General features: G+C 71.1%; 14 protein-coding genes. 7 read left to right on the top strand and 7 right to left on the bottom strand.

Annotated elements, in window-relative coordinates; all coding sequences use genetic code 11:
- Positions 1-158: 158 nt before the first annotated feature.
- Complete coding sequence (gene dapD / locus V2S04_RS04935) at positions 159-1,112, bottom strand: 2,3,4,5-tetrahydropyridine-2,6-dicarboxylate N-succinyltransferase (protein ID WP_413637334.1); 954 nt, start codon at positions 1,110-1,112, stop codon at positions 159-161.
- A gap of 64 nt (positions 1,113-1,176) precedes the next feature.
- Between dapD and dapE the strand changes: the two genes are divergently transcribed.
- The 3 genes from dapE (at position 1,177) to V2S04_RS04920 (ending at position 3,698) form a co-directional block, all read left to right on the top strand.
- On the top strand, positions 1,177-2,250 hold the full coding sequence (gene dapE / locus V2S04_RS04930) for a succinyl-diaminopimelate desuccinylase (protein ID WP_413637333.1): 1,074 nt from the start codon (positions 1,177-1,179) through the stop codon (positions 2,248-2,250).
- Positions 2,232-3,446, top strand: a complete 1,215-nt coding sequence (locus V2S04_RS04925; protein WP_413637332.1) for a hypothetical protein — start codon at positions 2,232-2,234, stop codon at positions 3,444-3,446. Before dapE ends, V2S04_RS04925 begins: the two co-directional genes overlap by 19 nt.
- An 81-nt stretch (positions 3,447-3,527) precedes the next feature.
- Positions 3,528-3,698 (top strand): DUF3117 domain-containing protein, encoded by a 171-nt coding sequence (locus V2S04_RS04920; protein WP_099197008.1) that lies wholly within the window; start codon positions 3,528-3,530, stop codon positions 3,696-3,698.
- A gap of 71 nt (positions 3,699-3,769) precedes the next feature.
- Here V2S04_RS04920 and V2S04_RS04915 read toward each other — a convergent pair whose 3' ends face one another.
- Positions 3,770-4,402, bottom strand: a complete 633-nt coding sequence (locus V2S04_RS04915) for an O-methyltransferase (RefSeq protein ID WP_099197009.1) — start codon at positions 4,400-4,402, stop codon at positions 3,770-3,772.
- 85 nt (positions 4,403-4,487) lie between these two features.
- Here V2S04_RS04915 and V2S04_RS04910 point away from each other — a divergent pair, with 85 nt between their 5' ends.
- A complete protein-coding gene (locus V2S04_RS04910; protein ID WP_413637331.1) occupies positions 4,488-4,877 on the top strand; it encodes a twin-arginine translocase TatA/TatE family subunit in 390 nt (129 codons plus the stop codon).
- Between the two features lie 38 nt (positions 4,878-4,915).
- On the opposite strand, the gene V2S04_RS04905 is transcribed toward V2S04_RS04910, so the two are convergent.
- Genes V2S04_RS04905 through V2S04_RS04895 form a run of 3 tightly spaced genes read right to left on the bottom strand, consistent with a single transcriptional unit; the run spans position 4,916 to position 7,816 of the window.
- Positions 4,916-6,037, bottom strand: a complete 1,122-nt coding sequence (locus V2S04_RS04905) for an Mrp/NBP35 family ATP-binding protein (protein WP_413637330.1) — start codon at positions 6,035-6,037, stop codon at positions 4,916-4,918.
- Positions 6,024-6,557 carry a DUF1003 domain-containing protein gene (locus V2S04_RS04900; RefSeq protein WP_099196932.1) on the bottom strand — a complete coding sequence of 178 codons (534 nt, stop codon included), beginning with the start codon at positions 6,555-6,557 and terminating at the stop codon, positions 6,024-6,026. The genes V2S04_RS04905 and V2S04_RS04900 overlap by 14 nt, the downstream gene beginning before the upstream one ends.
- Positions 6,557-7,816, bottom strand: a complete 1,260-nt coding sequence (locus V2S04_RS04895) for a magnesium transporter (RefSeq protein ID WP_413637329.1) — start codon at positions 7,814-7,816, stop codon at positions 6,557-6,559. The genes V2S04_RS04900 and V2S04_RS04895 overlap by 1 nt, the downstream gene beginning before the upstream one ends.
- 76 nt (positions 7,817-7,892) lie before the next feature.
- Between V2S04_RS04895 and V2S04_RS04890 the strand changes: the two genes are divergently transcribed.
- From V2S04_RS04890 to V2S04_RS04880, 3 genes are read left to right on the top strand one after another with little or no spacing between them, the layout of a single operon-like run.
- Positions 7,893-8,732, top strand: coding sequence for a general stress protein (locus V2S04_RS04890; RefSeq protein WP_413637328.1), 840 nt, complete (start codon positions 7,893-7,895; stop codon positions 8,730-8,732).
- Entirely contained in the window at positions 8,729-9,136 is a 408-nt protein-coding gene (locus tag V2S04_RS04885; RefSeq protein ID WP_413637327.1) for a hypothetical protein, read from the top strand. Before V2S04_RS04890 ends, V2S04_RS04885 begins: the two co-directional genes overlap by 4 nt.
- Complete coding sequence (locus V2S04_RS04880) at positions 9,136-9,801, top strand: alpha/beta family hydrolase (RefSeq protein ID WP_413637326.1); 666 nt, start codon at positions 9,136-9,138, stop codon at positions 9,799-9,801. Before V2S04_RS04885 ends, V2S04_RS04880 begins: the two co-directional genes overlap by 1 nt.
- A gap of 22 nt (positions 9,802-9,823) precedes the next feature.
- On the opposite strand, the gene V2S04_RS04875 is transcribed toward V2S04_RS04880, so the two are convergent.
- Positions 9,824-11,242: an aminopeptidase P family protein gene (locus V2S04_RS04875; protein WP_413637325.1), complete on the bottom strand. Its 1,419-nt coding sequence runs from the start codon at positions 11,240-11,242 to the stop codon at positions 9,824-9,826.
- 41 nt (positions 11,243-11,283) lie between these two features.
- A complete protein-coding gene (locus tag V2S04_RS04870) occupies positions 11,284-12,279 on the bottom strand; it encodes an endonuclease/exonuclease/phosphatase family protein (RefSeq protein ID WP_413637324.1) in 996 nt (331 codons plus the stop codon).
- Positions 12,280-12,362: the final 83 nt, after the last annotated feature.

Below are 12,362 nucleotides of genomic sequence, written 5' to 3'. Positions count from 1 at the left end.
CGGTCGAGCCTGGACGATCGCCGTCGACCCGCCGACCCGTCGATCAGCCGGCCCACCCCGCGAGACTTGCCTTCCAGCATGAGACGTCGCTCACGGCGAGCTGTTTCGTGCTGGAACAGAAGTTTCGCGGTCGGGGAGGGGCGGCCGGGGAGGGCCGGTCAGGCGTGCAGCATCTCGTTCAGCGTCACGCCGTGGCCCGAGCGGGGCACGACCTCGACCGCCCCGCTCAGCGAATTGCGCCGGTACAGCAGTCCGCTTCGGCCCGAAAGCTCAGCCGCCTTGATCGTCCGGCGTTCGCCCTCGGGATCCCCGGGCGCGCCCACGATGACGACCTTGGTGCCCGCGGTGATGTACAGGCCCGCCTCGACGACGCAGTCATCGCCCAGCGAGATGCCGATGCCGGCGTTCGCGCCCAGCAGGGTGCGCGAGCCGATCGACACCCGATGCTGACCGCCCCCCGAGAGCGTGCCCATGATCGACGCGCCGCCGCCGATGTCGCTGCCGTCGCCCACGACGACACCCTGCGAAATCCGGCCCTCCACCATCGATGCGCCGAGAGTGCCCGCGTTGAAGTTCACGAAGCCCTCGTGCATCACGGTGGTGCCGGGGGCGAGGTGCGCGCCGAGACGCACCCGCGAGGCGTCGGCGATGCGCACGCCCGCGGGCTGCACATAGTCGGTCAGACGAGGGAACTTGTCGAGTCCCTGCACCTGGATGCCGTTGCGCTGCAGCACCGGCCGCAGGCGGGCGGCGTCCGCCGGGAGCATGGGGCCGGCGTTGGTCCAGGCGACGTTCGGCAGATGAGCGAAGATGCCGTCGAGGCTGATCTCGTTCGGGCGCACCAGCAGATGCGACAGCGCATGCAGGCGCAGGTAGGCGTCCGGGGTCGACGCGACCGGCGCATCCGGATCGACGCTCAGCTGCACGAGCTCGACGGTCACGCCGCGGCGCTCGTCGTCATCCTCGAAAGCGCCCCAGGTGGATGCGGCCGTCTCAGCGTCGTCGGACTCCTGGGCGCCCAGCCCCAGCTCGGGGTACCAGGCGTCGAGGACGGTGCCGTCGGATGCGATCGTGCTGAGGCCGACACCCCATAGCGTGCGCGCAGTGCTCATGCGTCTACGGTACGGCTCCCAGCCGGTGCGCGGTCGGATATGACGACGTGGCTAGGCTGAAGGCATGGCGCTCGATCTGACCGCAAGCTCCCTGGACCTCACCCGCACCATCTGCGACATCCCCAGCGTGTCGGGGGGTGAGGCGCGTCTCGCCGACGAGATCGAGGCGGCCGTCCGCGCTCACGGGCATCTCGAGGTCACCCGGCACGGGAACACAGTGGTGGCCCGCACCGACCTGGGCCGTGCGCAGCGCGTGGTGATCGCCGGTCACATCGACACGGTGCCGATCAACGACAACGTGCCCACCCGCGACGTCGAGATCGACGGGGTGCCTTACCTGTGGGGTCGCGGCACCGTCGACATGAAGGCCGGCGTCGCCGTGCAGCTGAAACTGGCCGCCGAGCTCACCGCGCCCGCGGTCGACATCACCTGGATGTGGTACGACAACGAAGAGGTCGACGCCGCGCTGAACGGGCTGAATCTTCTCGCCCAGGCGCGTCCCGACCTCTTCGCGGCCGACTTCGCCATCCTCGGCGAGCCGTCCGACGGACGCGTCGAAGGGGGCTGCAACGGCACACTGCGGGCCGTCGTGCGCGTACACGGCGTGCGCGCGCACAGCGCCCGATCGTGGATCGGCGAGAACGCGATACACGCCGCGGCTCCGATCCTGGCGCGTCTGGCAGAGTACCGTGCGCGTGAGGTGACGGTGGAGGGGCTCGGATACCGGGAGGGCCTCAACGCCGTGAGCATCCGGGGCGGGGTCGCGGGCAACGTCATCCCCGATCTGTGCGAGGTGGAGGTGAACTACCGCTTCGCCCCGAGCAAGAGCGTGGCCGACGCCGAGGCGCACGTGCGCTCGGCCTTCGCGGGCTTCGAGGTCGAGATCCTCGACGCCGCGGGCGGCGCCCGCCCGGGTCTGGACGCGCCGATCGCGCAGCAGTTCATGGCCGCGGTGGGCGGGGAGGCGCACGCCAAGTACGGTTGGACCGACGTCGCGCGCTTCTCGGCGATGGGGGTGCCCGCCGTCAACTACGGCCCGGGCGACCCGCACCTGGCGCACCATGACGAGGAGCGCGTGCCCGTGTCGCAGATCGAGGACGTCGAACGCGGGCTGCGCACGTGGCTCAGCGGGGTCTGACCCGGGCGCTGCGCGGCTGGATCCGGACGCCGGTCACCGCGCGGATCGCGGTGGTCTACGTGCTCTCGCGGCTGGTGACCACCGGCTTCTTCGCGCTCGCCGCAGCCGGATCGAGCTTCGGCTCGCGCTTCGGCGCCCAGCCGACACTGGCCGACTACGTGCTCGGCTGGGATGCGCAGTGGTACTGGAGCGTTGCCGTCTTCGGCTACCCGACGGCGCTTCCGGTGAACGACGCCGGCCAGGTGACCGAGAACGCATGGGCGTTCATGCCGGTGTACGCCTACCTGTCGCAGATCGTCGGAATCGGCGACTGGGGAGTGGGCGCGCTGCTGGTCTCGCTCGTCGCCGGATACCTCGCGTGCCTGGCCCTGCACAGGCTCCTGCGGCCGCGGATCGGCACGACGGCCGCGCAGTGGGCCGTCGCGTTCTTCGCCTGCGGCCCGCTCGCCGCTCTCTTCCAGGTGGGGTACGCGGAGAGCCTGTTCGTGCTGCTGCTGCTCGTCGCGCTCGACCTGGCATCCCGGCACCGCTATGGCTGGTTGTACCTCGTGATCCCGGTGATGGGCTTCACCAGACCCGGCGTCCTGGCGTTCGCGCTGTTCCTCGGCCTGCACGGCATCGCCCGCTGGACGGCCCGGCACCGAGACCCGCTGCCCGCCAGGGACGTCGTGCACATCGTCGCGCTCGGTGCGCTGACCACCGCGGTCGGCTTCTCGTGGCAGGTCATCGCCGCCGCGGTCACGGGCGATGCCGGCGCGTATCTCAAGACGGAGCTGTCGTGGCGGCGCAACTGGCTCGCCGAGCCGAGCGCCGCGTTCGTGCCGTTCGACGGCTTCGTGCGCGGGGCCGAGTTCTGGGCGACGCAATGGGGGATGCCGGCGTGGGCCGGCTGGGTGGTCCTGGCGCTCCTGGTGATCGCGGCGGCGTACGCCCTGCTGCGCGCGCGCAGCGTGCGGCGGCTGGGCGTCGACATCCGGCTGTGGGGGGCCAGCTACCTGCTCTACCTGCTCGCGGTGTTCTTCCCCCAGTCGAGCACCTTCCGGCTGCTGTTCCCGCTCACCCCGTTCGCCGGAGCGCTCGCCGTTCCGCGCTCGCGCGTGTATCGCTGGGCGACTCTTCTGGTCTGCCTGCTGCTGCAGTGGCTGTGGATCCACGCGATGTACGGGCTCGCGCAGACGTACTGGCAGGTGCCGTGATCAGGATGTGACGCGGGTAACACCGAACCTGTGAGGCTACCGATAAACTTGACGCATACCACCGAGGGAAAGGGTGCCACGATGGCAGCGATGAAGCCGAGGACCGGCGACGGACCGATGGAGGCCGTGAAGGAGGGGCGACTCATCATCGTGCGGGTTCCGCTCGAGGGCGGCGGCCGACTGGTCGTCTCCGTGAACGACGCCGAGGCGAAGGAGCTTCACGACGTGCTGGCAGCCGTCGTGAGCGCCTGACCTGCTGGCGAGAGGGGCGGTGGATCTTCGGATCCACCGCCCCTCTTCTGCGTCCCGGACGACAGTGGCGCCTATTCGGCGATGCGGGTCAGCTGCAGCAGCCCTTCTCCCACGGTGGAGAGCGCGGCCAGCACGGCCTGCGACTCCTGGGTCTCCTGCACCAGCGAGCGGTAGGCGGTCGTCACGGCATCCCGCTGCACGGGATCGGCCACCCGCCCGCCGTGCAGCACCCGCGGCACGAGCACGAGGCCGCCGGTGCGCACCAGCCGCAGACCGTGCTCGACGTATTCGATGACGTTCTCGGCGTCGGCGTCGATGAAGACGATGTCGTACGCGCCCTCGTTCATGCGCGGCAGCACGTCGGCGGCGCGGCCGGTGATGAACCGGCCGCGCGCGGCGGGGATCCGCGCGTCTGCGAAGGCCTGCCGGGCGGCAGCCAGGTGCTCGGGCTCGTTGTCGATCGTGGTGAGCACCGCCTGGGGCGCGCCGCGCAGCAGCCACAGGGCGGAGACGCCCGCGCCGGTGCCGATCTCGACGATCGACCGGGCCGCGGTCGCGGCGGCGAGCACGGCGACCTGCGCGCCGACGGCCGGACTGATCGGTGCGGCTCCGAGCTCCAGTGCGTGGGCGCGCGCACGGGCGATCGCGGCGGGTTCCACGATGGTCTCGCGCGCGAATCGGGCGTTCGCGTCGTGCTCGCTCATGGTCTCTCCTCGGAAAAGCTTGTGATGACCAGCGTAAGCGGCTGGGCCGGATCACAACGGGAGGCGCGGCGGGTAGCCTGGGGGGATGGAACTGGGGTTGACCTTCGACAAGCTGCTGCTGATCGGCCTTGTCGCTGTCATCATCATCGGCCCTGAACGACTGCCGAAGGCGGCCGAGACGTTCGCGAAGTTCGTCCGTCGCGCGGGCGAGTACCTGCGCGAGACGAAGAGCCGGATGCGCGACGAGCTCGGGCCTGAGATCGACGAGGTCGACTGGCGCAAGCTCGACCCTCGCCAGTACGACCCTCGTCGCATCATCCGGGATGCGCTCTTCGAAGAGCCCGAGTTCGACGCGAAGCCGGTGTCCGCGCCGACCGCCGTCGCCACCGATCCGGTCGCCCCGGTGCGGCCGCGCATGACTCGCATGTACTTCTCGCGGCAGACTCCGCCGCCCTTCGACGTCGAAGCCACCTGACCGGCCGCGCGCCGAGTCGACGCCCAGGCTGGGACGGCTCAGCGCAGTCGCAGCGGCAGGGTGCGACCGGCGAGCCCGCGGCCGCGGTGGGCGAGCCGTTCGGCGAGCCCGGCGATGGTGCGCGCGGCGATGTCGTCAGGTTCGCCGAGCACGACCGGCAGACCCTGATCCCCGCCGCGGCGCAGCGCCGGACTGAGCGGAACGGATGCCAGCAGAGGCACGTTCTCACCGTCGGCGCTGAGCGCCCTCGCCACCTCGGCGCCGCCGCCCTCGCCGAACAGATCGAGCACGGTGCCGTCGGGCAGGGCGAACGCCGCCATGTTCTCGATCACCCCGATGACCCGCTGACCGGTCTGCCTGGCGACGAGCCCGCTGCGGATCGCGACGTCCGCTGCGGCCGGCTGCGGCGTGGTGACGACGAGCACCTCGGCGTGCGGCAGGATCTGCCCGATCGAGATCGCGATGTCTCCGGTGCCGGGCGGCATGTCGATCAGCAGCACGTCCAGGTCGCCGAAGAACACGTCGGTGAGGAACTGCTGCACGGTGCGGTGCAGCATCGGCCCGCGCCAGGCGACCACGGCCTCGCCGTCGCGCAGGAACATGCCGATCGACACGGTCTTCACGTCGTGTGCCACCGGCGGCAGCATGAGATCGTCGATGCGCGTGGGCTGCGTGCCCGGGGCGATGCCGAGCAGACCCGGGATCGAGAAGCCGTGCACGTCGGCGTCGACCAGACCCACCCGCAGTCCACGCTGTGCGAGCGCGACGGCGAGGTTCGCGGTGACGGTCGACTTGCCGACGCCGCCCTTGCCGCTGGAGACGAGGATCACTCGGGTGAGCGAGTCCGGTCCGAACGGCATCTGCCGCGCGGGGCGACCCTCGCGTAGCTTCTCGGTGAGCGCGCGGCGCTCGTCGGGGGTCATCACGCCGACGTCGACGGTCACCTCGTCGATGCCGGCGACGGAGGCGGCGGCATCCCGCACATCCTGCTCGATGCGCTGAGCGGCAGGGCATCCGACGATCGTGAGCACGATCCCGACCCGGGCCGTCGAACCGTCCACGGCGATGTCGCGCACCATGTCGAGGTCGCCGATCGGTCGACGCAGCTCGGGATCGGTGACAGCGGCGACGGCCGTACGCACCCGCTCAGCGAGCGTCATGACCGGTCTCGGATGCGCTCTCGTCGTCGTTCAGGTCGGCGAGCAGTGCCTTCAGCTCCTGGCGCAGCACGTCGCGGGTGATCTGCTGGTTCGAACGCTCCTCGAGCGCCATGCGCAGCGCGACGATCTCCCGGGCCAGGTACTCGGTGTCGGCCAGGTTGCGCTCGGCGCGCTGGCGGTCCTGCTCGATCTGCACCCGGTCGCGGTCGTCCTGACGGTTCTGCGCGAGCAGGATCAGGGGCGCCGCGTACGAGGCCTGCAGCGACAGGATCAGCGTCAGGGCGGTGAAGCCCAGGGCGGCGGAGTCGAAGCGCCACCAGCCGTTCTGCTCGGCCAGCATGGTGTAGCCGATCCAGAGCGCGCAGAACAGCGTGAGGATCGTGAGGAAGGTCGGGGTGCCCATCGCCCGGGCGACCCACTCGGTGAACCGGCCGAACCGGTCGCGCGACGGCGCCTGGGCGCGCGTGGCGCCGCGGGTGCCCGGGGTGTCGAGGCGCGGGGTGCGCGTGGGGCGGGCCATCATCGGGCGCCCGCCGTCGGCTCGTCCGCGTCATGGGTGCGCCAGTCGTCGGGCAGCAGATAGTCGAGCACGTCGTCGACGCTGATCGCGCCGACCAGCCGATGCGCGCTGTCGATCACCGGCAGCGAGACCAGGTCGTAGCTCGCGAGCATGCGTGCGACCTCGGCGGCCGAGGCGGTGACGGCGACCGGCTCGACGGAGTCGTCGAGGATCGCGCCGAGTCGCTCGTGCGGCGGGTAGCGCAGCATCTTCTGGAAGTGCACGACACCGAGCAGGCGGCCGGTGGGAGTCTCGAACGGCGGCAGCGTGACGAAGACGGCGGCCGCGAGCGCGGGGTGCAGCTCGTGACGACGGATCAGGGCGAGCGCCTCCGCGACGGTCGCGTCCGCCGACAGGATGATCGGCTCGGGGGTCATCAGACCGCCGGCGGTGTCTGCGCCGTAGCGCAGCAGCATCCTGACGTCCTCCGCCTCCTCGGGATCCATGAGCTTCAGCAGATGCTCGAGGCGCTCCGGGGGCAGCTGGGCGAGCAGGTCGGCCGCGTCGTCGGGCTCCATCTCGTCGAGGATGTCCGCCGCGCGCTCGTCGCCGAGACGGTCGAGGATGCCGACCTGGTCGTCCTCCGGCATCTCCTCGAGCGCGTCTGCGAGGCGCTCGTCTGGCAGCTCCTCGGCCACCTCGATGCGGCGTTCCTGGGGCAGGTCGAGCAGGGTGGTGGCGAGGTCGGCGGCGTGCAGTTCGGAATACGTGGCGACCAGCTGCTCGGCCGACTGCGCCTCGCCGGGCTTGCGCAGCTCGGCGACCTCGTTCCACGCGGCGAAGGTGGTGGGGCCCTTGGCGAACGGCGAGGCGCTGGTCTTCGCCTTGCGCAAGAACAGCTGGGTGATTCCCCACTCGCCGTGGCGATCCTGCTCGATCGCGACGTCCTCGACGACGGCCGTGCCGCCGCCGTCGGTGAGGCTCACCCGCCGCCCGAGGAACTCGGCGACGACGCGCACCTCGCCGGGGCGCGGCTGGAAGCGGCGCACGTTGATCAGGCCGGTGCTGATGACCTGGCCCGACCGGATGGAGGTGACGCGTCCGATGGAGAGGAAGACCTGGCGGCGCCCGGGGATCTCGACCACCAGGCCGATCACGCGCGGAGAGGCCGTCTTGCGGTACACGATGACGACATCGCGGACCTTGCCGAGACGATCGCCTACGGGATCGAACACGGCGCAACCAGCCAGACGTGCGACGAAGACCCGTTGTGTGCTCACCGCTCCAGCGTAGCCCGCGAGCAGGCTGTCGGCCGGGCGGGTGACGGCTCATCGCCGTCGATGGGACAATGGCCGGATGAGCATGCTGAATCGACCGGGAAACGGCACCGACCTCGGCGAGGTGATCGCCTCGACGAAGGACTACGAGGCCGCCCAGAAGATCGTGTCGAAGCTGATCGCCGGCGAGGTGCCGGCGCGCGACATCGCCATCGTGGGGGAGGGCGTGCGCACTGTCGAGAGGGTCACCGGCAAGCTCGGCTACGCGGCTGCCGCGAGGTCGGGTGCCACCAACGGCGTCCTCATCGGCCTGCTGCTGTCGGCGATCATGCTGTTCGGCACACCCGACGCCCCGATCTCGCTCTTCCTCGGGTTCCTGCTCATCGGCGTCGCGCTCGGCATGATCATGAGCCTGGTGACGTATTCGATCGTGCGTCGGCGCCGCGACTTCGCGAGCATGATGCAGATGCTCGCCGAGCACTACGAGGTACGGGTGCAGCCGGCGTCGCTGACGAAGGCGCGCGGCGTCGTCGGACCCGAGCGGCCGCAGACGGTGCGTCCTCCCGTCGATCTCAGCGAGCCGCCGCGCTACGGCGAGCGGGTTCCGCCGGCGGGACAGCCGACGCCCGCCCCGACGCCGGCACCCCCTGCTCCCGGCGCGGATCCCGCCCCTGGCGCGGATCCCGCTCCTGGCGCGGACCCCGCCCCTGGCGCGGATCCTGCACAGGATCCGGCCGCCCAGCCCGCGTCCGATCCGGATGTCGGGCCGGTCGTTCCGCCCCGGCCTCCGCTTCCGGGCGCCGGTGGCGCACCGGGCGCCGGGGCATCCGGGATCCCCGCGACTCCTGCCATGGGCCCGGCGTCCGGCCCCGAGCCGGGCATCGACGGTGAGGCGCCGAAGCCGACCGAACCGCGATGAGCGAGCCGGGGCGGACGGCGACGGGCGCGTCGGCCTGGGCGATGGGCCTGCTCGCGCTGCTTCCCATCCCGATCCTCGGCCCCATCGCCGCAGGCGGCGGCATGATCGCCGCCTACGGTCCGCTGTCGCGGCAGGGACCTCTCGCGAAGCAGAACGCGGCGGCGGCGCGATCGTGGGGTCGGGTGTTCCTCGTCTCCTCGACGCTGCTGCTGCTCGCACAGCTCGTGATCGGGTTGGTGCGGATGACGCAGCCCAGCGCTGAGGCATCCGGGTTCTTCCCGCAGGGCATCCCTCTCGCGCTCTATCTCGTGGTGTGCGTCGTGCACGTGGTGGTCGTCCTGCTCGGGCTGCGCCGGGCACGCCGCGGGGAGATCGTGCGGGTTCCGTTCGCGAGGAGCGCCTGATGCTGGTCGAGGTCGAGCTGCCGGCAGGGCCGGTCGCGGTGTCGACCGCGTGGGAGGCGCCTGAGGGCGAGTCGCGCGGCGTGGTGGCGATCGCGCACGGCGCCGGGGCGGGGATGGATCATCCGTTCCTGCTCGGGTTCGCGGCGGCGCTGCGCGGCGAGGGCTTCACGACGGTGCGGTTCAACTTCCCCTACCTCGAGGCGGGGCGGCGGATGCCCGGTCCCGCCGCGCACGCTGTGCTGACCTGGCGGGCTGTGGTGGCGCGCATCCGCGCCGAGCGGCCGGATGCACGCGTGTGGGCGTGCGGCAAGTCGTACGGCGGCCGCATGGCGTCGATGGCGGTCGCCGAAGGGCTCGAGGTCGACGGGCTCGTGTACCTCGGCTATCCGCTGCATCCACCCGGCAAGCCCGACAAGCCCCGCACCGAGCACCTGCCTGCGGTGCGTCCACCGCAGCTGTTCGTGGAGGGCACGAACGACCCGTTCGTGCAGCCGCTGTCGCAGTTGGAGGAGGCCGTGGCGTCTTGTCAGGATGCCCGGATCGCGTGGATCGACGGTGGGGGTCATTCGTTCGAGGTGAAGGGCGCCAAGCGCCCCGCCGACGTCGTCGGCGCGGGCCTGGCGCCACTGGTGATGGCGTTCATCGACGAGGTCGCACGCGCCTGAGCCGCGATGCCGCCCTGCGTGGTCAGCCCTTCAGCCGCGCGATCCACGCCTCGACATCGTCCACCGTGCGGGGGATGTCGGCCGACAGGTTCACGGCGCCGTCGGCGGTCATCAGGATGTCGTCCTCGATGCGCACGCCGATGCCGCGCAGCTCCTCGGGCACCGTAAGGTCGTCGATCTGGAAGTACAGGCCGGGTTCAATGGTGAACACCATGCCCTCCTCGAGCACACCGTCGTAGTACATCTCGCGCCTGGCCTGCGCGCAGTCGTGCACGTCGATGCCGAGGTGGTGCGAGGTGCCGTGCACCATGTAGCGGCGGTGCTGCCCGCCGTTGTCCGCGTCCAGAGCCTCGTCGGCGGTGACCGGAAGCACGCCCCACTCGGCGGTGCGCTTCGCGATGACCTCCATCGCCGCCTCGTGCACGCTGCGGAACCGCACGCCGGGCTTCGCGGCCGCGAACGCGGCGTCGGCGGCCTCGAGCACGACCTCGTACACCCGGCGCTGCACCTCGGAGAACCTGCCGTTCACCGGCAGGGTGCGCGTGATGTCGGCGGTGTACTGACTGTCGACCTCGACGCCCGCGTCGATCAGGATCAGATCCCCCGGCACCACGGCGCCGTCGTTGCGGGTCCAGTGCAGGTAGCAGGCGTGGTGGCCGGACGCGGCGATCGTGTCGTAGCCCTCCCAGTGGCCGTCGCTGCGCGCGCGCTGGTGGAAGACGCCCTCGACGATGCGCTCGCCGCGGGGGTGCGCCACGGCGCGGTCGAAGTCGCGGATGATGTCGTCGAATCCGGATGCCGTGACGGCGACCGCGTGACGCATCTCGGCGATCTCGTACTCGTCCTTCACCAGACGCAGCTCCGAGACGAAGCGGGTCAGCTCGTCGTCCGCATCGACGACGAGGTCGTCGTCTCCGGCGACGAACGTGTCGACGTGCGCGGTCGCGAGGTCGAGGTCGGCGGCGACGCCGGCGAGCGACGGACGCGGGCCGATCCAGAACTCGCCGATGGTGGCATCCGAGTAGAACTCGCTGGTGGTGCGGTCGGCGCGCTCGCGGAAGTAGAGCGTGACCTCGTGCCCGGCGTCGGTCGGCTCGAACACGAGCAGCGAGTCGGGCTCGGACTCGTTCGCCCACCCGGTCAGGTGCACGAAGGCCGAGTGCGCGCGGAACGGGTAATCGGTGTCGTTGCTGCGCTGCTTGAACGACCCGGCCGGAACCACCAGCCGCTTGCCGGGGAAGGCCTGAGACACCTTCGCACGACGCGCTGCCGCGAACGGCGCCTGAGCGCGCGCAGCAGGCAACGACTCCGGACGCTCGGCCCATCCCTCGGAGATCGTCTCGAGGAACCCGCGCGGGAACGGCTGCTTGCGGGGGTTCTTCTCTTCGGCGACGGGCTCGGCGGGGGTCTCGACGGCGGCGTCGTTGTCTGCGCTGGTCATGCATCCATTCTGTCACCGGCGACGGATGCCCGCCCCGGCGGTTACCGGCTCGCGCGTTCCAGCTGAGCGACGACTGCGCGGTGGTCGCTGCCGCCCGAGTCCTCGAGGACGACCGACCCGGTCGCCTTCCACTGCGGGCTGGACATGATGTGGTCGATCGGCGCTCCGACCAGCCGCGGAAGCTTCGCGGGCCAGGTGCCGACCATGCCGTTGCCGGTGCTCGCCGCGGCGTCGACGCAGCGGCCCATCGTGCCGCCGTCGACGCCGAACGACGCCATGTGGTCGAGGGTCGCGTTGAAATCGCCGGCGAGGATGAACTCGCCCTCCGGGCACTGGTCGGCGATCCACTCCAGGTCCGACCGCCACTGCGCCATGGCGTCCTGGCGGGGAGCGACGGCGTGCACCGCGACGATCGTCGGACCCGTGCCGTCGACCGGCATCGCCACGGCACTGGGCACGGAGCCGGTGTTGCTCGACCCGTCACGCGACGAATCGATCACCGAGTACTCGCCGAGATCGACCGAGATGAGGATCGTGGTCTGCCACGCCTGCGGCCCGTCGGGCACGTCGGGGCGGATGTTCACGTGGTGCACCCACATCGGCCTGCCGGCCTCGCGCATCATGATGGCGATCTGCTCGCCCACCTCCTCGGAGGTCTCGGGCAGCGCGACGACATCCGCCTGCTGGTCTGCGATGACGCCGGCGATCGTCTCAGCAGACACCGCGGCGCCGGCGGTGTTCCAGCTCAGCACCCGCACGGCGCCGTCGGTCTTGTCCGGCAGCGACGGCGCGCCGTAGCCGCGGACGGCGCCGATGGCGCCGATGGATCCGGCGCCGATCAGCGCGACGATGAGGATCGAGGCGGCGAACCCGCGCAGCGGCCGCGCGAAGAGCAGCAGCGCGGCGAGGACGGCGACGACCAGCAGGCCGACCGCCGCGGCCGCGCGGGACGCGACGATCTGCGCGATCGGGAACGTCAGCTCGAGCTGGAAGAACTGCGGCCAGACCAGAATCGCCGTCGCGATGGCGAACAGCACCGTGAGGAGTATTCCGACGAGTCGTAGCATCGCCCGAAAGCCTAGGGGAGACGGCTGTGACGGCGCTGGCGGTACTCTCGGAG

This window comes from Microbacterium sp. OR21 (assembly GCF_047306785.1).
GTDB classification, from domain to species: domain Bacteria; phylum Actinomycetota; class Actinomycetes; order Actinomycetales; family Microbacteriaceae; genus Microbacterium; species Microbacterium esteraromaticum_E.
This window is presented reverse-complemented; position numbering and strand designations above follow the sequence as displayed.